Raw genomic sequence first — 21163 nt, 5'->3', positions numbered from 1 at the left:
AAATGTCCGAAACCTTCGGAGCCCAGACCTTCAGGGCCACGGCCGTCGTCACGCTGGACGAGATGGACCATGTGCTGGCAACGCTGCTCGATCATCTCGAGGAGCATGCCACCGTCATACGTTCCGCGACGGGCGCGCGCCTGACCAGCCCGTTCGCCACCGTCGACATCGTTCGCCAGCCGGAGGCGGTGCATCTGGACGTCACCTGCGGTTCGGCCGAAATCCTTGCGATGATCAAGGTGTTCGTTGCCGAGCATATCTTCGAATTCGCCACCGGCGTGCCGTCCATCGTCTGGTCGGGCGACGGCAGCGCCGATCCGTTTCCGCCCCACTTCCAGAAGCTGGTCGTGGCGGAAGCGTTCGACGTCACGCCGCGCATGCGCCGCGTCGTCTTCGCCTGCGAGACGGTTGCCTCCTATGGCGACGACGCCAGCTATCATGTGCGCCTGCTGCTGCCGCCGCGCGGGCGGGTGCCCGTCTGGCCGTCGCTGGCGGCGGACGGGCGCATGGTGTGGCCACGGGGCGAGGACGAGCTCGTCACCCGTGTCTACACGATCCGTTCCGTTGATGCCGACCGCAGCAGGATCGCCGTCGACTTCGTGCTGCATGAGGGAAATCACTCGCCCGGCGCGGGCTTCGCCCTGAACGCTGCCCCCGGCGATGTCATCGGCATTCTCGGGCCCGGCGGCGACGGCTGCCCCGATGCGCCGCGCCTGCTGCTGATGGGCGACGAGGCGGCGCTGCCGGCCATCTCACGCATGGTTGAAAGCCTGCCGCCCGGCTGCACGGCCGATGTGGTCGTGGAGGTGGAAGACGAAGGCGAGGAACAGGACATCGCATCGCAGGCGCAGGTGCGATGGACATGGCTGCACCGGCAGGGGACGCCCGCCGCGGTGTCGGATCTGCTGGAGAACGCTCTGGCCGCACGCCTCGACGACGGCGGTCTCGCCGACAGTTTCATCTGGGCAGGCTGCGAGCAGCGGCTGGCCGGGCGCCTGCGCGAAAGATTGCGCGCCCGCCTGCCGGACCGCAAGGGCAGCCACCGCATCTACGGATACTGGAACGCCGGATCCGGGCGGGAGCGGGATCAGACTTCGCCGACAGCATCGGATGAAAGCTGAGCATCAAGCCTCTCATCGCACAGGGTTGAAAGCTCTTTCATCTTGGGCCATGCAATCCGTCCACGAGCTTTTCAGCTATCCGAACCTGCGTGTGAAACCGGGAATGTCTGAGGCATCGTTGCCAGCCGCGATGTCACAGTTTGGTCCGCCCGATTGTCAGCGATTTCAGTGACTGCCGCTTCTTCAGGCAGACGAGACTGGGAGGCAAACCAACAGCCGGATGCTAGCGCAGCGTATATCCTCCGTCGCAGAACAGCGTGTTTCCGGTCATGTTTGTGTTGTCGAGGAGGAACAGGGCGGCATGGGCCTGCTCCTCCACGGTTGCCGGGCGCCGGACAAGGCAGAGTTCACGCCAGTAGGCATAGGCCGGTTCGCGAATCTCGGCCGGGCGGTCGCGCCACAGATCGCTGTCGGTGGTGCCCGGGGAGAGGCAATTGACCCTTATGGGGCTCAGTTCCAGAGCAAGCCCACGGGCCAGCCCCTCCAGCGCGGAATTGCAGGCGGCATAGGCGGGCGCCCCGATCGGGCGAATGGAGGCGGCTCCGGACATCAGCACGACGGACGCGTCAGCAGCGAGATGGGGAACTGCTGCATGTACGGCCCAATATTGCGACCAGAATTTTGCATCGAACAGATCTTCGCTCGTCTCGCGTGCACCGTCACGGAATGCGCCGGTCCGGTAGGAAGCTGCCGGCGTGAAAAGACCGGACAGCTCCGGCGCATCTGCGAAGAATGCACGGGTGGAGGCGCGGTCCGTCATGTCGACGGTGCCGCCAAAAGCTGATGATCCGAGGGCAGCGAGTGTGCTTTCCAGCCTGTCCAGCGAGCGGCCGCCGATCAGCACGCGGTCGCCGCGAGCGGTGAGTTTGCGGGCGAGGGCGAGGCCGATACCGGCCGTGCCGCCGATGATGGCGTAGGTGCGTGTGTTGCTCATGAAGGCAACCATATTCATGCTTCCGACGCCATTGAAGCGAAACAAATTCGCTTTATTCATGTACGAAATTCTCTAATCTCCAGCCATGCAGCATCATCCCGGCGACGACATCGGCGTTTTCATGACAGTTTGCGAGGCGGGAAGCTTCGTTGCCGCCTCGCAGCGGCTTGGCCTGTCTCCCTCCGCGGTGGCCAAGGCGATCGCGCGCTTAGAGGCCCGGCTGTCCGTTCGCCTTCTCCAGCGCACGACGCGCAGCCTTTCGGTGACGCAGGAGGGGCAGGCTTACCGGGATGTCTGCCGTTCTGCCCGGCAGGATGTCGAGCGGATCGAGATGGCCATGCGCAATCTCTCGGACGAACCCGCAGGCCTCGTTCGTGTCAGCCTGCCGCCTCTGTTCGGCGCGCAGGTCATAGCGCCCGCACTCTTTCAGCTAAGCCGCAACTGGCCTCATCTTCGCTATTCCATTTCCGCCTCGACCGCACCGTCCGCCCTACTCGACGGGGACGTCGATCTGGCTGTGCGCATTGGTGAGGTGCCGGACGTGGCCGGCCTGATGACCCGCTATCTTGGCCGGCAGGACATCGTTCTTTGCGGCTCCGAGGCATATTTTTCCCGGCATTCCAGACCGCGAACGACAGAGGACCTCAGGGGTCTCGCCCTCATCGGCACCGTCAGGAACGGCAAGGCATCACCATGGCATTTCCGGCAGGCGGACGGCACTGTCCTGTCATGGATCCCCGACGCGCGCCTGCTGCTGGATGGCAGTCTGCTTACACTTGCCGCGATACGGGAAGGCTACGGCCTTGGCCTCGTGCCGCGATGGCTGGTGGAGGAAGACCTGAGAGCCGGCCATGTGACGACCGTACTGGAAGAAAGCGTGTCGGGGCATCTGCCGGTCCACGTCCTGTGGCCGGCTTCGCCCGTCATGCTTTCCCGCATCCGGGTGACGATCGATGCAATCGTCGCAGCTGCCCGTTCCCGCCTCGCCTGAGGTGCGGCCGCACTTTGCATCATCGCAATCTTGCCGGCAAAGGATAGGCATCGCGCGAGTGGCTGAGCCCCGCAGCGACGATGGCATGAGCTTGACGAATGGTGGCGGGCAGGGGATCAATGACGAGCGCATCGTATCCGCGATCATTGAGACCACTGGCGACTTCTTCGGCAAGGCCGAGCAAACCGGTGCAGCCGAGGATAATAGTATCGGCCTTGTCCTCTTCGACAGCCTTGACGGCTTGCGCGAGCACGGCGGCGCGGACGCGATCCTGGCTGCCGGCAAGTTCACCGGCAGCCATGTCGATCCAGCGACAGCTGGCCATCGAGGCAGCCGTGCCATAGCTGGCGGCGGCGGTCCCGAACAGCACCCTGAGATGCCGCGCCAGCGTCACGACGGAAAACCGGTGGCCGAGGAGAGCGGCCAGATGCATGGCCGTCTGGCTCGGGCCGAGAACCGGGATCGCCACGCGCTCCCGCAAAGCCATGAGCCCCGGATCGGCCATGCAATCGATGACCAGCGCGTCGACACCTTCCTGTTCCGCCTCCACCGCCAGCCGTAGCAGTTCCGGGACCGACAGCGCCGAATCGTGAAGGCTTTCGATCGAACGCGTGCCGTGCGCCACATGCACCTTGCTCAACTGCACGCCCGAGGTGGCGAGAACGGCTTGCTCCGCCTCGAAGCTGCGGTTGGTGCTGACGACGGGCGAAAGGATGCGGATGTGAATGTCGTTCATGCCTGGCTCCCGGATCATTTGTCCGCACCAAAGCTGCGGATGGTGGCATTGGTGAAGGAGAACAGCGCATCGCCGGCAATCACGCCGCCGGCGAAAACCGGGATACGGCTGTCGAAACGCCCCGGCCAGAAGGTGGTGAGCGCAAGCCTCACGGCAATCCCAATAAGAACGGCGAAACCGGCTGCGACATTGCCCAGCAGCATGCCCGTTGCAAACAGCACGCCCATCTGCCGCTTCGATCCCCCGATGAACTGCAGAAGGGCGCCGGGAATGGCCCACAGGAAGAGATTGCGTGCGGCATCGCCGGTGACGCCGGCCTCGATTGCCGAGGCATAGACGAAATTGATGGGCGGAATGCGGCCCATGCCAAACAGGCTCTCCCAGCTGAAGGCAACAACCACGACGGCGACGCCAAAGGCGATCAGCGATGCGAACCATTGCTGGCGGCGCCCGTCCAGATCGAAGGCATGGCCTTCGCCCGCGCGCAGGATGGTGCCGGTCTTGAGATCGTAGCCCATATCGGCGAAGGCCGGGCCTGTCGCTGCGCTGAAGCCCGTCAGCAGGATGAGGCCCGTCAACGGCAGGCCAAGCAGGATGCCGAGGAGAAGGGTGATCAGCGCCACCGCAAAAGCCGGAAACCAGCCCGTATGCATGGCCGAAATGCCGACGATCAGTTCATGCACAAGGGCGGCGGCGGCGGCGAACACAATGAAGCCAACCAGACCCGTCAGGCTCATCTCCTCCATGAGCCCGCCCGTGACCGCGAGCAGGATGGCAATGAGGACATAGGCAATGGAACCGAAGCCGAGGATGCGGCGGGTCGTGCTGGGCCGGACTTCGGGCTCGGTTGCCTTCGTTACTTCTGTGGCCGGCTGCTTGCGCGCCAGCATGACGAAACCCATCTGGAGCAGGGCAACCAGACCCGCACCCACCATGAGGCCATGCGGCGCCAGAGCTTTCATCGGGCTGGCATCGGGAAAGATGCCATGGAAAACGGGGGCGGCAAAAAGGAAGGTGGAATAGCCGCTGATCAGAAGGCCGATCCCGAACATGCCGAGCGCCCAGACATTGCCGATGAAGGCCGTGCCGAAGGCGGACATCGGAATGCCGAACCAGGCGCCGGTGGCGCCAATGGCCGCGCCGGCACCCAGCACGACAGCATTCTGACCGCCCTTGTCGCCGGCGCGGATGGCTTCCGCCGCGGCGATGCCCTGCGGCCATGCCGCATTGGCGGGAAAGAGCGCGCTGCCATACATTCTGTAGAGCAGATAGCCGTCGAGGATCATGGCGAGCGACACCCCCGCAAACATCGGCAGGATGAGGTCGGGCCGGTTCAGCACATAGGGAATGCCGATCGGCAGCAGCAGGCCGTTTGCCGCGCCAAAAGTGGCCGTGGACATGGCGCTCTGGACGAGGTTCTGCACATGGGTCGAGCGGAAGGAGATGAAGAGCCGGTTCGGAATCCGGGCGATGATCATGGCGACGAGCGCGCCGATGATCGAGGTGTTGGGGGTCATGCCCAGCGTCGTCAGTATCTGCAGCCCGATGATGGCGCCAACAGCCGAGACAAGCAGGATGACGATCAGCGTCGCCGGCTCCCAGGCGCGCGGATGAGGCCGTGTTCCCGTCCCGCCGGCGGACGGAATCTCTTTGGCAAGGATGTTCAAGAGGCGTTTCTCCCAATGGCCCCCGCCCCGTTTTTATGGGGTTCTGACAAGGCGGCTTTCACGATCGGCCAACGCTAAGGAGATGCGCCTTTCGGCAAAATACGTGCGACTACCTATCCGCTTTCGCAGGTTAGTCAGTCATTTGGCGGCAGGCCGTGGGCCGAGAGCATGATGGCCCTGCGCATGAGGTCCGCCACCGATTTCGCACCGAGCTTGCTCATGCCGCGCGCCCGGTGGATATCAACCGTGCGATGCGAGATGTTGAGGCGCCGGGCTATGATCTTGTTGGAATCGCCCTCCAGAACCAGCGCCATCACATCGCATTCGCGCGGCGTCAAGGCATGGTCCACGGCGTTGAGGACCGCGACAAGGCTTGCACCATCGAGGTCGGTCTTGGGCAGAAAGGGTGCATCCTCCGCGCTGGCCTCCGCAAGGCTCGCCCGGAGCGCGCCGATGATGATGCGCGTGGCCGTGACCACGGGCCGGCCGCTGACGCGAGCAGCTTCCTTCGCCATTTCCTCGGTGTAGCCGACGGAATGCATGACGATGAGATCGGCATCCGCCATCGACTGGCTGGCCTCGGCGATATTCTGGCTGAGCCGCCCTCTGGCGATAGATCTGGCGGAATGCACCATGGTGCCGAAGCGGACATCCGCGAAATGGCTGTCCTGCTGCGGCAGCGGGTGGATGAGGCCGATCCGGCAATCGCCGAGCACCAGCGCGCCGATCCAGGCATCGACCGCTTTCTGGCCATGGATCAGCGGCGTGCGGGTTGAGAAGGAGCGGAAGATGCCGGTGGACAGCAGGACGAGCGCTGAAAATCCTTCAAGGTCGAGCCGTGCCAGCAGCACTTCCAGCCTTTTAGCGACATAGTCCGCCCGTACCGCAACGCTCTGGCCGCCGGCGATGCGGGTCAGCAGCGCAAGCTCGCCGCCAACAGGGCGGGCGGCGGCGATCTCGCTTGCCGTCAGCCCGTCAAGCGCGCCGAATTCCTCCATGACGCAGCCGTCGATCGGCTCGAAACGGATGTCCGGCCGCGGGGCCTGCCCGGCATAGATCAAGGCAACACGCGCTCCCATCGTTCCCCGATTCCGTTGTGGTGGCCAGATACGCAGCCGCACGTATATCCCTCTCCGGCGCGTCCCGCCTAGACTCAAGCAGCCTTGGGAAGAGTGGTGGAGTGTTCATGCGACAGACGTTGAAGATAGACGATATGCGATACCTTGCAACGGGGGCCTGGATACTGGGAACCGGTGGCGGCGGTTCGCCCTACGTGCCGCAGCTGACGATGCGCGCCTTCTGTGAAAAGGGCGGTTCGGTCGATCTCATCGATCCGCAGGATCTGGGCGACGATGATCTCGTGGCCGTCGTCTCGACGATGGGAGCGCCGCTCGTCTTCGTCGAGCGAATGACCGATCCGGACTTCGCCATGAAGCCGCTGCGGCTGATGGAGGCCTATCTCGGCAGGCGCTTTTCCGCCGTCATGGCCATCGAGGTGGGCGGCGCGAACTCGTTTCAGCCCCTGCTGATCGCCGCAGCCACTGGTCTTCCGGTCGTCGACGCCGATGCCATGGGCCGCGCCTATCCCATGTTGCAGATGACGAGTTTCGCCATCGCCGACCTTGTCAATTTTCCGCAGGTGGTGGCCGACGTGCGCGACAATGAAACGCTCATCGGCCGTGCCGAAAGCTGGACATGGATGGAGCAGATCCGGCGAAAGATCTGCGTCGAATTCGGCTCCATCGCCACCACCTGTCAGGCGCCGCGGACCGGAGCGGAGATCAAGGCCCATGCGATCCACGGCACCATCAGCAAGGCCATCGGCCTCGGACGCGAGGTTTTCCGGGCGCGTGCTGTCCACGGCGACGTGATTGACGCAATCATTGAGGAAACCGGCGCAAATGCGCTGTTTGCCGGCAAGGTCGTGGACGTGCAGCGGCGCACGGAGGGCGGCTATCTGCGCGGCACGGTGCGGATACAGGGCATGGGCGAGGATCGCGACAGCACTCTCGAAGTCGCCTTCCAGAACGAGTTCACCGTTGCCTGGCGCGACGGCGAGGTGCTCGTCACCACGCCCGACCTCATCTGCATTCTTGAGACGGAAAATGGCGAGGCCGTCGGCACCGAAAGCCTGCGCTACGGCCAGCGCGTCAGCGTGCTGGCGCTTCCGGCACCCGCCATTCACCGCACGCCGAAGGGGCTTCAGCATGTCGGCCCGCGCGCCTTCGGCCATGACCTCGATTTCAAAACCGTATTTCCCCTGCAAGGAGACGTGCAATGAGCCGGATTGGCCTTGATGTGGGCGGCACCAACACCGATGCCGTCTTCTTCCACAACGACAGGGTCGTTGCCGCACTGAAGACGCCAACCACGGCCGACGTGTTCGGCGGTGTCGAGAAAGCGCTCTCCACCGTTCTGGAAAAGGCGGAGGCGGCACTGGGCAGACCGCAGCGCGACACGGTCGAAGCCGTCATCATCAGCACGACCCATTTCACCAATGCGGTCATAGAGCGGCGTCATCTCGACAAGGTGGCGGCCGTACGTATCGGTCTGCCCGCCAATGCCGGCACACCGCCCTTCATCGACTGGCCGGACGACATCCGCGACGTTGTGCGCTCGCAGATCCACATGGTGGCCGGCGGACATGAATTCGATGGCCGTCGTATCGCCGTCCTCGACCGGGAACGCCTTGCCGATATCGCCCGCGAGATCGATGCCGCCGGTCTGCGTGCCGTCGCCATCACGTCGGTGTTCTCTCCGCTTGATGCCGGCGACGAGGAGGAGGCGCGCGACATTCTCTCCAGAGAAGCGCCGGATCTCGACATCACCCTCTCCCATGAACTTGGCAGGATCGGACTTCTGGAGCGGGAGAACGTCGCGCTCCTGAATGCCAGCCTGCGTGGTCTGGCGCGCAAGACGACCGATGCATTCCGCCGGGCGATTGCAGAAAGCGGGCTGACCGCGCCGCTCTATCTCAGCCAGAACGACGGCACGATCCTCCGCGAGGAGGCGGCAAGCCGCTTCCCCGTCTATTGCTTCGCTTCCGGGCCGACAAACAGCATGCGCGGCGCAGCCTTCCTTTCCGGCCTCAGGGACGCCATCGTCGTCGATGTCGGCGGCACCACCAGCGACATCGGGTGCCTGCGCGGCGGCTTTCCGCGCGAGGCCAACGCGGCGGTGGAGGTGGGCGGCGTGCGCACGCTTTTCCGCATGCCCGATCTTCTGGCGATCGGCCTCGGCGGCGGCACGATCATCGCGGACGAAGGGGCCCGCATTGGCCCGCAGAGCGTCGGCTACCGCCTTCTCGGCGAAGGCCGGGTGTTTGGCGGGCAGACGCTGACGGCGACCGACATCGCCGTCGCTTCCGGCCGGATCGGGCTCGGCGATGCGGACCGCCTCGCTGACCTGTCACCCGACGTCGTGGACCGGGCCGCGCGCAACATGTCCGCAATCATCGCCGATGGTGTCGATCGCATGAAGACGGAGGCCGCCGCACAGCCGCTTGTCGCGGTCGGGGGCGGCAGCTTCCTCGTGCCCGCCGATATTCCCGGCATATCCGAGGTCATCCGCGTCGAACATGCCGATGTCGCCAATGCCGTTGGTGCCGCGATCGCGCAGATCGGCGGCGAGGTCGACCAGATCTTTGTCGAGCAGCCGCGCGAGCAGGCGCTGGCCGAGGCGCAGGCGGAAGCCGTGCGCCGCGCCGTCGAGGCCGGTGCGGACCCGGATACCATCGACGTGCTCGAGATCGAGGACATTCCCCTGTCATACATGCCGGGAAATGCGCTTCGGGTCCGGGTGCGGGTCGTGGGCGACAGCCTGCGGCGGTCATCTGCGGCCGCTGCCTGAAAGAGAGGGCTGACATGACATTCCTGCCCTTTTCGGCGGATTTCGTCGCGGAACTGCGGGCGCTGTGGGAAGACCTTCACGCCCATCCGGAGCTCGGCTTTTCCGAACTGCGCACCTGTGCGCTCGTAGCTGAAAAGCTGCGGGCGTGGGGCGTGGACGAGGTGCATACCGGCCTTGCCGGAACCGGCGTCGTCGGCATCCTGCGCGGCGGGGTGCCCGGCGAACGCCGCATCGGCCTCAGAGCCGACATGGACGCCCTGCCGATCGCCGAGCACAGCGGCCTTGACTGTGCCTCTACGAATGCGGGTGTCATGCATGCCTGCGGCCATGACGGCCACACCACGATGTTGCTGGGGGCCGCGAGGCATCTTGCAGCCAACCGCCAATTCGCCGGCGAGGTCGTGCTGATCTTCCAGCCCGCTGAAGAGGGGCTTGGCGGCGCGCGACGGATGCTGGAGGAAGGCCTGTTCAGGCGATTTCCCTGTGACGAGATCTACGGTTTGCACAACCTGCCGCAGTCGGTGACCGGCAGGGCCTCAATCAGGCCGGGACCGATGATGGCCGGTGCGGCCTTCTTCGACATTCATCTGACAGGTCGCGGCGGCCATGCGGCCCGCCCGCATTCGACGACGGATGTGCTGATCGCCGCTGCCGATCTCGTCGGGCGGCTGCAGACCGTGGTGTCGCGCGCCGTCGATCCGCTGGAACCGTGCGTGCTTTCCTGCACGCGGCTTGAAGCCGGCAACACCTACAATGTGATCCCCGATAAAGCGCACGTCGCAGGGACGGTCCGCTACTTCAGCCGCGACGTGCTGGAGCGGGTGCGCAGCCGGATGGACCAGATTTGCAGGGGCATTGCGGAGAGCCATCAGGTGGAATTTTCCCTGGAACTGCGCGACACTTTTCGTCCGCTGGAAAACACACCCGCATTTGCCGAAGCCTTTGCGGACGCCGCCGCAGAGGTGCTTGGCAACAAGGTTGTCGACCGCAATGGTCCCATGTCGATGGGCAGCGAGGATTTCGCGGACATGCTTGCCGATGTTCCGGGTGCATTCCTCTATCTGCACCACTCCGGCCCGGAGACGCTGCACAGTCCGAAATTTCGCCTCGATCCCGCAGTCCTGCCGCTCGGCGCTGCAATCTTCGTCCAGCTTGTCAGCCAGCGGCTCCGGCCGGCGGGGTAAAATCCGGATCTGTTGCGTTTCGCCTCAGCCGAGGCACTGTCGCAACCCCGGACTTGGGCAGACCACCTGTGCCTGATCACCATGGGAAACGCAGCACCCATCCCGCTGCCGGCGCGGCAAAACGGAAATGGCGCGCCGGGTCCGGCGGTTGCCGCTGGACTACCCTTCCGCTGGTGCGACGCGCACGATGAGCTTGCCGAAATTGCGGCCTTCCAGCAGGCCGATGAATGCCTCGGGCGCGTTCTCCAGCCCGTCCACGAAATCTTCCTTGTAGCGAAGCTTGCCGGATGCGATCCATTCGCTGGCTTCCCGGTGGAAGTCCGGGAACTGGTCTGCGAATTCGCGCTGGATGAAGCCTCGTATGAGCAGGCTCTTGCTGAGCACGTCGCGCATGGTGGCCGGCAATCTGTCCGGGCCGGAGCGGGAACCGGGCTGGTCATTATACTGGGCGATCAGACCGCAGACGGGGACGCGGGCGAAATCATTGAGCAACGGAAATACCGCGTCCCACACCTTGCCGCCGACATTCTCGAAATAAACGTCGATCCCGTCCGAACAGGCAGCCGCCAGCTGTGCCGGGAAGTCCGGGGCATGGTGATCGACAACGGCGTCAAAGCCGAGTTCATTCCTGACGAAGGCGCATTTGGCGGCACCGCCGGCTATGCCGACGGCCCGGGCACCCCTGATCCGGGCTATCTGCCCCACAACGGAGCCGACGGCGCCGCTGGCCGCCGCCACGACGACCGTTTCGCCGGCTTTCGGCTTCCCGATCGTCAGAAGACCGGCATAGGCCGTGAAGCCCGGCATGCCCAGCACGCCGAGCGCAGTGCTGACCGGCGCGCGGGTGGCATCAAGCTTGCGCAATCCTCTGCCATCGGAAAGGGCAAAGCTTTGCCAGCCTGAATGCGAAAGGACGATGTCGCCTTCTGTGAAGCCGGGATGACGCGAGCGCACGACCTTCGCCACCGTTCCGCCTTCCATGACGTCGCCGATCCCGACCGGCTTCGCGTAAGACTTCGCCGCGCTCATGCGCCCGCGCATGTAGGGATCGAGCGAAAGATAGAGGATTTTCAGCAGCACCTCTCCTTCCGATGGCTCGGGAACGGGCGCGTTTTCTATGCGGAAATTATCCGCTGAAGGGCTGCCAACCGGCCGCGAAAGAAGAAGAATGCGTTTGTTTTCATCAGCTGTCGCCATTGTAATCCCAGTCTCCATCCTGTCTCGCCGGGCTCATGCCACGTAAGGCTTCACAGGTAAGTCTCAAGGTGCCGGGATACCAGAGGTGGGATCGGTTTTCCGGATGAATGGCGAAGGTTCAGAGCCGTTCCGGTTGGCCTGGGCGCGGGGGCGTGGCGCTTCCCTGAGTGATGAGGCGCGAGCTTCTCTGGTCGCGTGTATGAATCCACAGCCAGCTCAGCGCCACGCTCATCCTGTTGCGCACGCCGATCAGGAAATAGATGTGAGCAAGTCCCCAGATCCACCAGGCGAGCGCGCCGCGCAACCTGATCCGGCCGAAGTCGATCACCGCCAGACGCTTGCCGATCGTGGCCAGACTGCCCTGATGCCGGTAGCGGAACGGGCCGGCCGGAGCCTTTTGCGCAAGTCTGGCGCGGATGACATCGGCGACATATTTGCCCTGCTGCTTGGCGGCGGGCGCAATTCCCGGAACGGGCGAGCCATCGGGGGCTGTGACTGCGGCCGTATCGCCGATGACGAAGATCTCATCGTGGCCCTCTATGGTCAGGTCGGCCCGGACGCTGACGCGTCCGGCGCGGTCGGTGCGGGCGGCGAGCCATTTTCCGGCCGGTGATGCCTGAACGCCCGCGGCCCAGATGATTGTGGCAGCCGGCAGCTGTTTTCCTCCATAGGTGACACCTTCGGCCGAGCATTCGGTAACGGGGTTGCCGAGTTCCACTTCAACACCGAGCTTTTCCAGCGATCGCCGTGCGTAGTCGGAAAGCTCCTCAAGGAAGGACGGCAGCACGCGCGGCCCGCCTTCCACCAGCACGACGCGTGTGTCGCGCGTATCGATATTGCGGAAGTCGCCGACCAGCGTGGTGTGCGCCAGTTCGGCGATGGTTCCGGCCAGCTCGACGCCGGTCGGTCCCGCCCCGATGATGACGAATGTAAGCAGCGCCCGCCGAAGCGCGGGATCGGTCTCACGTTCCGCCTTTTCGAAGGCGAGTAGGATGCGCCGGCGGATGGTGGTCGCATCTTCGAGGGTCTTGAGGCCCGGCGCGAAGCGTTCCCAGTCGTCATGTCCGAAATAGGCGTGGCGGGCACCAGTGGCGAGCACGAGCGTATCGTAGGAGATCGTCGAGCCGCCATCGAGCTTCACATGTCTGGCAGCGGTATCGACGCTCTCGACAGTAGCAAGCAGCGTCGTGATCTCCGGTCGCCGGCGCAGGAGGTGGCGGATCGGCCAGGCGATTTCGGATGTCGCCAGCGAGGCGGTGGCTACCTGATAGAGCAGGGGCTGGAACAGATGATGGTTGCGGCGGTCGATCATGGTGATGCGCACCGGCGCACCACTCAGACGGTGAACGACCTCCAGTCCGCCAAAGCCCGCTCCCACCACAACGACATGGTGAGGGCTGTCAGAAGTCTCCGATTCCGTCATGGAAAACACCTTTCTGATCGGGGCGCCGGCCCGCATCACACCCGTATCACCCCGGCATCACCGTTGTGCCCGCCAGTGCAGGACGGTGGTCCGCATGATCAGGTTTCGGTGCCGACATCTGATATAGGACATGGCTCTGCCCTCGCCAGTGCCTTCAGTTCCATCAGCTAGCATTCCTTTGAAGCCTGCTTGCGGTCCGGAGCCCGGATGACGCTGTTGCGCCCTTTTGAAATTCCGTTGCCAAATCATAAAAGTTCGATATAAGCGAACTTAATTCGCAAAATGGTGAGCGGGAGGCATGTTTGCGCTATTGTCCGGATGATGCGGCTTCGCTTGTGCGCGAGCCTTACTGGTGGAGCGCGCGCGACCGTGGTGGAGATGATTTTCCCCCCGCGCAATCTTTCGATGTGGTGGTCGTCGGTTCCGGCTACACAGGTCTGAATGCGGCGCTGGCGCTGGCCGGGGCTGGCACCTCGGTTCTGGTCGTCGAGGCCGGCGATCTGGGCGAGGGCGGCAGCACCCGCAACGGCGGCATGGTGTCCGGCACCCTGAAGGTGTCGCACCCGGATCTGGAGAAAACCTTCGGAAAGGAGCGCGCCGACGCCATTTTCTTCGAGGCACAGAATTCGGTCCTGTTTCTGGAAGAGCTCATTGCCCGCCATGCCATCGACTGCGACTATCAGCGCAGCGGCATGTATTTCGCTGCTTATGCGCCCAGTCACTATGACGCTCTTGCCCGCGAAGCCGGGCAGCTCGACAAGCTTGGCGTCGAAACCCGCATGGTGCCGAAGCATCGCCAGCATATGGAGCTCGGCTCCGACATCTATCACGGGGGCCGCATCACCACTCTGGCCGGCGGTCTTCATCCGGCGCGCTACCATGCGGGGCTGGTGGCTGCGTGCCGCAGGGCTGGCGTTTGTTTCGCCACGCGCTGCCGTGTGCAGGCGCTGGAGCGACAGGGATCGGGCTATGTGCTGAAGACTGAAAAAGGGCTGGTGACGGCCGAAAGGGTGATCGTTGCCACCAATGCCTATACGGGCGCGGAACTGCAATGGTTTCGTCGGCGCGTCATTCCCATCGGCAGCTACATCGTCGCCACCGAGGAGCTCGATCCCGGCTTCCTCGCGGATCTCATACCCGGCCGGCGCATGATCCAGGACACCAAGCGCAATCTTTATTATTACCGGCTGTCGCCCGACGGAAAGCGGATGATCTTTGGCGGGCGCACCAGCTTTCGCAGGATCAGCGAGACGGAAAGCGCGCGGCGGCTGCATGCCTCGATGACGGATGTATTCCCGGCGTTGAGCGAGGCGCGGCTGACGCACAGCTGGACCGGCAATGTGGCCTTCACCTTCGATTCCCTGCCGCATCTGGGTTCCCATGACGGCGTGCATTATGCGCTGGGGTGCTGTGGGCAGGGCGTGGCGCTGATGAGCCATTTCGGCAACTGCATCGCCCGCGACATGCTGGGTTCGGGCGACAGGAGTGCCTTTGCGCTCAACCCCATCCCTACCGTGCCGGGCTACAGCGGCAATCCATGGTTCATACCGGTGGTGGGCGAGTACTACCGTTTTCGTGACTGGCTGGAACGGCCCGCACGATCCCCGGCCGCTTAACCCAGGAGAGGTTTTCCATGATCCGCTTTTCCAATCCCCCCGGCGCCGTGCAGCCGCCCAGCCGCTATTCGCAGATCGCCGTCGTGCCTGCGGGAGGTGACTATGTGTTTCTGTCCGGCCAGATCGGCATAAGAGAAGATGGAAGCATTCCTGCCGATGTCGTCGAGCAGATCGAGCTGACATGGCGCCACATCGAAACTCTGCTTGGCGCGGAAGGCCTGACACTGGCCAATGTGGTGAAGGTCAACGGCTTCCTGACGAGCCTCGATCATGTCGCAGCTTACAAGCAGGTGCGCGACAGGCTGTTGCCGGAGCCGCCGCCTGCTTCCACCGTGGTGCTCGTATCGGGCTTTGTGGCCCCCGGCCTTCTGGTGGAGATTGATGTGATAGCAGTTCGCCCCTGAACCGGAGCGCTCCCGGCGCACGGGGCAAACCCCTCCTGCGCCGGCACACGTGCTGACCGGCTCTGTGCCGGTCAGGACGGGCGCGGCGTGATGACGAATATTACATTCGTGCGTTCGGTTTCGGATGGATTGAAGAAAGTGTGCGGCAGGCGCGGGTCGAAGGTGATGGAATCTCCCGGCGCCAGCTGGAAATCCTGATCTTCGATGATAACGGTCAGGCTTCCCGACAGCACATGGATGAATTCCTCGTCCGCGCGCAGCGAATAGGGTTCGTCGCCATAGGTGCCGAGCGGCTCGATCTCGCTCCACAGCGCCTGAAGGCGGCTGCTGTTGCTGGCCGTGAGGAGATAGTCGCGCACGCCGGTTCCGCCGAAGCTGACCCGTGGCCGTTCATCGGCCCTCACAACCGTCGAGGCGGTGGAATTGAACAGATCGCCCACCGAAAGACCGAGCGCATCGCAAAGCCGTACCAGCGAAGCGACTGAGGGAGAGGTCTTGTCGTTCTCGATTTCGCTGAGAAAGCTCTTGGTGAGCTCAACCGTCTCCGCCAGGCTTTCCAAGGTGACGTTCAGCTGGCGTCGTCTTTCCTTGATGAGACGGCCGAATTTCGGGGCGGATTTGTGCCCGGATGCCTTTTCCGTTCCTGTCGTGCCTTTGCGCGTTGCCGTTGCGGCCATCGTACCTTTTTTCATGTGCATTCCCAAAAACGTCGACTTTTCAAATGGTTATTCAAAAGTTCGCTAATAGCGAATTTTGTTGACTATAAGCTATCTTTACAGCATATGATAGCGGGAAGGCAAAGGGAGCCTTGGGTTTCAGAAAAAAGGGGGAGCAGATCATGTCATCGTCGTTCAGGGTCGCAGTCATCACATCCGCAGTCTTCATGGCGGCAATGCCGGTTGCCGCGCAAGAGGCCGCGCCGTCCTTTATCGCCGACAAAGCTTTCACTGTCTGCACGGATGCGACATTTCCTCCGATGGAGTTTTTCGAGGGTGCGGGCAATGCCGAGCCGATTGGCTTCGACATCGATCTTGCGAAATCCCTCGCCGGGCACTGGGGCGCAGCCTCGCGCATTGTCGTCTCCGAATTCACCGGGCTGCTGCCCGGTCTGGATGCCGGCCGCTGTGATGCGGTTATAAGCGGAATTCCGCTGACGCCGGAGCGTGTCGCTTCCTATCCGGGCGTGCCCTATCTCTCGACGGCTGTGGTTGTATTCACCTCGTCGCGTTCGGACCTTGCCATCGACAATCCGAAGGATCTTTCCGGCAAGACCGTCGCCGTCCAGGCCGGCACCAGCTATCTGGCGCGCCTTGAGAAGGTGAATGAAGAGCTGGCGAAGGATGGGGCCGCGCCGATCAGCATCCAGACCTATCCCAAGCAGACCGACGTCATCCAGCAGGTTCTGGTTGGCCGCGCGGATGCCGCGGTGTCACAGGATACCGAGCTGGCCTATCGCAATCTGCAAAACCCCGGTCAGTTCAAGACCATTCATACATTCGCCGATACGAGCCAGTTCGCGGTCTTCGTTCGCCGTACCGGCGATGACGAAGCCGCCACGCAGGCTGCCGTCGCGGCGCTTCACGAAAACGGAACGCTGGCCGAAATCGCGGGCAAGTGGGGCTTCCCTGCCGAGAACCTCATTCCCGGCAAGACCGACTGAGCGCCGCACTTAAGGGGAGGGGAGGCGGATGGCCTTCGATACAGCAGTTTTTCTGGATGCCCTGCTTTCTCCAGCTTTTCTGAAGGGCGCGCTGGTCACGGTCGCACTGGCGCTGCTTTCACACGCTGTCGGGATCGCCATATCGATCCCGGCCGCGCTTTACATAAGCGGGCCACCCAGCCCGCTGCGCTGGGTGGTCAAGGGCATTCTGGGAATATTGCGCGGTGCGCCGACCCTTCTGCAATTGCTGTTCGTGTGGAACGCGCTTCCCCAGTTCTTCCCGGTTTTCAGGGAGCCGTGGTTTTCACCGTTCCTTGCGGCGTGGATTGCGCTGAGCTTCAACGAAGCGGCGTTCCAGACCGAGATCAACCGCGCCGCACTTGGCGCCATCGATCCCGGCCAGCGCGCCGCCGGCACCGCTCTTGGCATGACGCGCTTTCAGATCCTTCGCTATGTGCTTCTGCCACAGGCGGTTCGCGTGGCGCTGCCGCCGACTTCCAACGAATTCATCACGCTTCTGAAGATCACCTCGCTGGCGTCGGTCATCTCCCTGTCTGAGCTGATGAGCGTTACCTCGCGCGCCGTGGCGACCACGTTCCAGTTCACCGAGTACTATGCAGCGGCGCTCGTCTATTATCTGGTGATGGTCTACGCGCTGGTTCTGCTGCAGTCCCGGTTCGAGCGCCGTCTCGCATGGACCACGGCGATGGCAGCTGCGGATACTCCCGGTTTCGTTCAGAAGGCGCTGGCCTTCACGCGACGCTCCTGACCCTCAAGATCGAAGGCTCAGCCCATGTCCGAAATGATCCGTATCGAGAACGTCACAAAGAGCTACAACAATTTTGTGGTTCTCAGGAATATCAACCTGACGATCGAGGCAGGCTCGAAAGTCGTCATCTGCGGTCCGTCCGGCTCCGGCAAGTCGACCCTCATCAGGTGCATGAACTATCTGTCGCCCCATGACAGCGGCACCATCGCCATCAACGGCGTCGAGCCCCGGGGGCGCCGCAGCACTGAATTGCTGCGGCAGGAAGTCGGAATGGTGTTCCAGAGCTTCAACCTGTTTCCGCATCTCACCGTGCTTGAAAACTGTGTTCTGGCCCCGATGAAGGTGCGCAAGCTGTCCCATGAGCGGGCGGAGGCGCTGGCAAGGCAGTTCCTGTCGCGCGTCCACATCGCCGAGCAGGCGAACAAATATCCCTCGCAGCTTTCCGGCGGCCAGCAGCAGCGTGTCGCGATCGCGCGCGCCCTGTGCATGGAGCCGAAGGCCATGCTCTTCGACGAGCCGACCTCAGCCCTCGATCCCGAGATGGTGGGAGAAGTTCTGGACGTGATGGTGGAACTGGCCCGCGACGGCATCACCATGGTCTGCGTTACCCATGAGATGGCATTCGCGCGCAAGGTCGCCGACAGCATCGTGTTCATGGATCAGGGGCAGATCGTGGAAGTGGCGCCGCCGGAACAGTTCTTCACGTCTGCGGCCTCGCCGCGCGCGCGGGCCTTCCTGTCGCAACTTCAACACTGACCGTTTTCACCCGCCGCAGGCTCCCGCGCGTCAGGCGCCACGGCTTTGCTCACTCTGAAACTGGATCACCGGAAATGACAGATATCGATTTTGAAGCCGCGCGCGAAGAGATGGGGCGCTGGTACTGGTGGGGCATACCGACCTTCTTCCGCTGCGAATGGAAGGAAGCCCCCGCGGACAGTGACATCGCTCTGCTCGGCGTGCCGCACAGCTCCGGCAACGGCTCCACCGAACGCGATCAGCATCTGGGACCGCGCGCCGTGCGCCATGTGTCAGCCCAGTATCGCCGCAGCCATGGCCGCTTCGGCATCACGCCATGGGATATCTGCCGCATCAATGATGCCGGCGACGTTCCCCTGCCGGAGGCGATGGTGAACGATGTCAGCATACAGCATATCGAAGCCTATGCCCGGCGCTTCAACGACGCCGGCACGCGGCTGGTTTCGATGGGCGGCGATCACGGCATCACGGGGCCGCTGCTGAAGGCGGTTGGCGGCGCCCACTCGCGGCTGACGGGAGGGGAGAAGGTGGCGCTCGTCCACTTCGACGCGCACACCGACAGCTATCAGCATATACCGCACTGGCTCGGCAGCAAGCGCTCGGCTGCCCACTGGGCGAGCTATACGGTTGCCGAAGGACATGTCGATGCGCATCGCTCGACCCAGATCGGCATTCGTCCCAATGTCGGGACGCCGGGCTCGAAGAACACAAGCGAGGAACTGGGCTATCGCATCATCGGCATGGACGAGATTGAGGAGATCGGCGTCGGCGGTGTGATCGATGCGGTGCGCGCGCGTGTTGGCGACAGTCCCGTCTATGTCACCTTCGATCTGGATTCGCTGGATCCGGCCGATGCCCCCGGCGTTTCCAATCTGGAACCGGGCTATCCCGGCATCCGCATCGGCGATGCCATGCGCATGCTGCAGGGGTTGCGTGGGCTCAATGTCGTGGGCGCTGATGTTGTCTGCATCATGCCGACCAAGGACAATCCCAACAACATCACTGCCATGAACGCCATGGTCGTCATGTTCGAGCTGTTGTCCCTGATGGCGGACTACAGGCTCAACAATCCAGGAGCATAAAACCGAAGCAGGGGGGCGAGCGGTGCCGTCCGCTCGCCCCCTGACCACGACGCTATAAGCCTGCTGGCCAGATGCGCTGGCTGTCGCGCGCTATCCGCCCGGTGGTGCGTCTCTTCATCGTCTTATCTGCGCAGCCCTGCACACCTTTGCCGCAGCCGAACAGGCCTGCCTGTCGAAAGCGAGGCGAACGACCCGATATTGCCTATTCCTGATAGAAAAAGTAATGTTTATGTTCCGGACACAGTCCGGCATTCACAGGATCGGGAACGACACAATGGCTGGAAGCTCCAGACAGCAGACCCATGTGCTCTATGCCGAGCACCATGGCTGGCTGTTTGGCTGGCTGCGCGGCAAGATCGGAAATGCCAGCGATGCCGCCGATCTCGCTCATGATACGTTCGTGAGAATTCTGGCATCGCGGCATCTGCCCGATAACCTCGGGCAGGAGCCGAGGGCGCTTCTGGCGCATATCGCCAAAGGCCTCGTCATCGACCACTGGCGCCGGCAGGATGTCCAGCGCGTGGCTATGGAGGCGCTTCGGGATTTTCCCGAAAGCTTCATGCCTTCGCCTGAGGAACGGCTGGTGATGGTGGAGGCTCTGGTGCGGGTGGACGCCATGCTGGCAAGCCTTCCCGCCCGCACCCGGCAGGTGTTCCTGCTCGCCCAGCTGGAGGGGCTCACTCTGAAGCAGATCTCGGAACAGGCCGGCATGCCGGTGATCACGGTGCGCCGGCATATCCGCAAGGCGCTTCTGGCCTGCATGTCCACGCTGTAGAGGCCGGGGCAATGCCGCATCGGACCCTCGACGACAATCCTGCCGGTCTCCCGGACCAGAAGCTGCTTGAGGAGGCGGCGGACTGGGCCATCGCCTTTCAGTACGAGGCGCCCGATCCCCGGCGGGAGGCGCAATTCCGGAAATGGCATGGCCTCAGCGCAGCCCACGAACAGGCATGGGAGCGCGCCCGGCAGGTTTTCGCCACCTTCGGGCAGGTGCCGACACCGCTGACGCGCGAGGTGCTTGAGCGCTTGAACCATGCCTCGGCGCGTCGCCGGACCCTGCGCCTGCTGGCGGGCGGGGCCATGCTTCTCCCCGTCGGCTTGTCACTTGCCCGCCATCAGCCATGGCGGGAATGGTTGTCGGATGAACGCACCGCCGTCGGCGAACGCAGGACCATTGCCCTGCCGGACCAGTCGGAACTCGCGCTGAACACCGCAAGCGCGGTCAATATTTCCTTCACTTCGGCGCAGCGCCGGCTGCAACTTGTGGCCGGTGAAATCCTGATCGCCACGCAGCCCGACCTGCCGGGATTGAAAAGGCCGTTCCTTGTCGAAACGCCTTACGGAACAGTACGGGCACTGGGCACGCGTTTCGGCCTGCGCCTGCTGGAGGACGGGTCGTCGCTGGTGTCGGTGTTCCGCCATGCGGTCGAGATCACCCCGCAGCACGGCGCCTCCCGCATCCTGGAGGAAGGGCAGCAGGTCCACTTCACCGCGACGGAGGTGATGCAGCCGATGCCGATCGACGAGAATTCGGGGCTCTGGCAGCAGGGAATGCTGCTGGCGCAGGACATGCGGCTGGGTGATGTCGTGGCCGAGCTCGCGCGCTACCGGCGCGGCTTCCTGAACTGCGACCCTGCCATTGCCGGGCAGCGGGTCTCGGGCTCGATCTCGCTTTCCGATACCGACAGCGCCCTGGATCTTCTGGAGCGGACTCTTCCGGTGCGCATCGTGCGGCGCACATCCTATTGGGTCAGCGTTCAGCCGCGCGGATGAG

At 63.6% G+C, this 21163-nt stretch carries 20 protein-coding genes; 13 read left to right on the top strand and 7 right to left on the bottom strand.

Annotated features, from left to right (window positions below; all coding sequences use genetic code 11):
- Positions 1-2: 2 nt before the first annotated feature.
- Positions 3-1121 carry a siderophore-interacting protein gene (locus tag MIC97_RS23510; RefSeq protein WP_239802323.1) on the top strand — a complete coding sequence of 373 codons (1119 nt, stop codon included), beginning with the start codon at positions 3-5 and terminating at the stop codon, positions 1119-1121.
- Positions 1122-1344: 223 nt separating this feature from the next.
- Here the strand turns inward: MIC97_RS23510 and MIC97_RS23505 are convergent, their stop codons facing one another.
- Positions 1345-2055 (bottom strand): SDR family oxidoreductase, encoded by a 711-nt coding sequence (locus MIC97_RS23505; protein WP_239802322.1) that lies wholly within the window; start codon positions 2053-2055, stop codon positions 1345-1347.
- Between the two features lie 85 nt (positions 2056-2140).
- Here MIC97_RS23505 and MIC97_RS23500 point away from each other — a divergent pair, with 85 nt between their 5' ends.
- Complete coding sequence (locus MIC97_RS23500; protein ID WP_239802321.1) at positions 2141-3046, top strand: LysR family transcriptional regulator; 906 nt, start codon at positions 2141-2143, stop codon at positions 3044-3046.
- A 19-nt stretch (positions 3047-3065) separates the two neighbouring features.
- Here MIC97_RS23500 and MIC97_RS23495 read toward each other — a convergent pair whose 3' ends face one another.
- The 3 genes from MIC97_RS23495 to MIC97_RS23485 form a co-directional block, all read right to left on the bottom strand.
- Positions 3066-3782 (bottom strand): aspartate/glutamate racemase family protein, encoded by a 717-nt coding sequence (locus MIC97_RS23495; RefSeq protein WP_239802320.1) that lies wholly within the window; start codon positions 3780-3782, stop codon positions 3066-3068.
- A 14-nt stretch (positions 3783-3796) separates the two neighbouring features.
- The gene (locus MIC97_RS23490) at positions 3797-5449 is read right to left on the bottom strand and encodes an OPT/YSL family transporter (RefSeq protein WP_239802319.1); all 1653 of its coding nucleotides are present in this window, start codon (positions 5447-5449) and stop codon (positions 3797-3799) included.
- Positions 5450-5583: 134 nt separating this feature from the next.
- On the bottom strand, positions 5584-6528 hold the full coding sequence (locus MIC97_RS23485; RefSeq protein WP_239802318.1) for an AroM family protein: 945 nt from the start codon (positions 6526-6528) through the stop codon (positions 5584-5586).
- 134 nt (positions 6529-6662) lie between these two features.
- On the opposite strand from MIC97_RS23485, the gene MIC97_RS23480 reads away from it, so the two are divergent.
- Genes MIC97_RS23480 through MIC97_RS23470 form a run of 3 tightly spaced genes read left to right on the top strand, consistent with a single transcriptional unit; the run spans position 6663 to position 10482 of the window.
- Positions 6663-7730: a DUF917 domain-containing protein gene (locus tag MIC97_RS23480; protein WP_239802317.1), complete on the top strand. Its 1068-nt coding sequence runs from the start codon at positions 6663-6665 to the stop codon at positions 7728-7730.
- The gene (locus MIC97_RS23475) at positions 7727-9298 is read left to right on the top strand and encodes a hydantoinase/oxoprolinase family protein (protein WP_239802316.1); all 1572 of its coding nucleotides are present in this window, start codon (positions 7727-7729) and stop codon (positions 9296-9298) included. Before MIC97_RS23480 ends, MIC97_RS23475 begins: the two co-directional genes overlap by 4 nt.
- A 14-nt stretch (positions 9299-9312) precedes the next feature.
- A complete protein-coding gene (locus MIC97_RS23470) occupies positions 9313-10482 on the top strand; it encodes an amidohydrolase (protein WP_239802315.1) in 1170 nt (389 codons plus the stop codon).
- Between the two features lie 159 nt (positions 10483-10641).
- On the opposite strand, the gene MIC97_RS23465 is transcribed toward MIC97_RS23470, so the two are convergent.
- Together MIC97_RS23465 and MIC97_RS23460 are read right to left on the bottom strand one after the other, a co-directional pair.
- Positions 10642-11679: an NADP-dependent oxidoreductase gene (locus MIC97_RS23465; RefSeq protein WP_239802314.1), complete on the bottom strand. Its 1038-nt coding sequence runs from the start codon at positions 11677-11679 to the stop codon at positions 10642-10644.
- A gap of 118 nt (positions 11680-11797) precedes the next feature.
- Positions 11798-13102 carry an NAD(P)/FAD-dependent oxidoreductase gene (locus MIC97_RS23460; RefSeq protein ID WP_239802313.1) on the bottom strand — a complete coding sequence of 435 codons (1305 nt, stop codon included), beginning with the start codon at positions 13100-13102 and terminating at the stop codon, positions 11798-11800.
- 302 nt (positions 13103-13404) lie between these two features.
- On the opposite strand from MIC97_RS23460, the gene MIC97_RS23455 reads away from it, so the two are divergent.
- On the top strand, positions 13405-14718 hold the full coding sequence (locus MIC97_RS23455; protein WP_239802312.1) for an FAD-binding oxidoreductase: 1314 nt from the start codon (positions 13405-13407) through the stop codon (positions 14716-14718).
- A gap of 17 nt (positions 14719-14735) precedes the next feature.
- Positions 14736-15122 carry a RidA family protein gene (locus tag MIC97_RS23450; protein ID WP_239802311.1) on the top strand — a complete coding sequence of 129 codons (387 nt, stop codon included), beginning with the start codon at positions 14736-14738 and terminating at the stop codon, positions 15120-15122.
- A gap of 71 nt (positions 15123-15193) precedes the next feature.
- Here MIC97_RS23450 and MIC97_RS23445 read toward each other — a convergent pair whose 3' ends face one another.
- A complete protein-coding gene (locus MIC97_RS23445; RefSeq protein ID WP_239802310.1) occupies positions 15194-15814 on the bottom strand; it encodes a cupin domain-containing protein in 621 nt (206 codons plus the stop codon).
- A 146-nt stretch (positions 15815-15960) separates the two neighbouring features.
- Here MIC97_RS23445 and MIC97_RS23440 point away from each other — a divergent pair, with 146 nt between their 5' ends.
- From MIC97_RS23440 to MIC97_RS23415, 6 genes are all read left to right on the top strand, one after another.
- Entirely contained in the window at positions 15961-16782 is an 822-nt protein-coding gene (locus MIC97_RS23440) for a transporter substrate-binding domain-containing protein (protein WP_239802309.1), read from the top strand.
- 28 nt (positions 16783-16810) lie between these two features.
- A complete protein-coding gene (locus MIC97_RS23435; protein ID WP_239802308.1) occupies positions 16811-17551 on the top strand; it encodes an amino acid ABC transporter permease in 741 nt (246 codons plus the stop codon).
- Between the two features lie 24 nt (positions 17552-17575).
- On the top strand, positions 17576-18307 hold the full coding sequence (locus MIC97_RS23430; protein WP_275592575.1) for an amino acid ABC transporter ATP-binding protein: 732 nt from the start codon (positions 17576-17578) through the stop codon (positions 18305-18307).
- A gap of 74 nt (positions 18308-18381) precedes the next feature.
- Positions 18382-19389, top strand: coding sequence for an arginase family protein (locus MIC97_RS23425; protein ID WP_239802307.1), 1008 nt, complete (start codon positions 18382-18384; stop codon positions 19387-19389).
- Positions 19390-19663: 274 nt separating this feature from the next.
- Positions 19664-20164 (top strand): sigma-70 family RNA polymerase sigma factor, encoded by a 501-nt coding sequence (locus tag MIC97_RS23420; RefSeq protein ID WP_239802306.1) that lies wholly within the window; start codon positions 19664-19666, stop codon positions 20162-20164.
- Positions 20165-20175: 11 nt separating this feature from the next.
- Positions 20176-21162 carry a FecR domain-containing protein gene (locus tag MIC97_RS23415; RefSeq protein ID WP_239802305.1) on the top strand — a complete coding sequence of 329 codons (987 nt, stop codon included), beginning with the start codon at positions 20176-20178 and terminating at the stop codon, positions 21160-21162.
- Position 21163: the final 1 nt, after the last annotated feature.

Source organism: Aquamicrobium sp. NLF2-7 (assembly GCF_022359935.1).
GTDB classification, from domain to species: domain Bacteria; phylum Pseudomonadota; class Alphaproteobacteria; order Rhizobiales; family Rhizobiaceae; genus Mesorhizobium; species Mesorhizobium lusatiense.
This window is presented reverse-complemented; position numbering and strand designations above follow the sequence as displayed.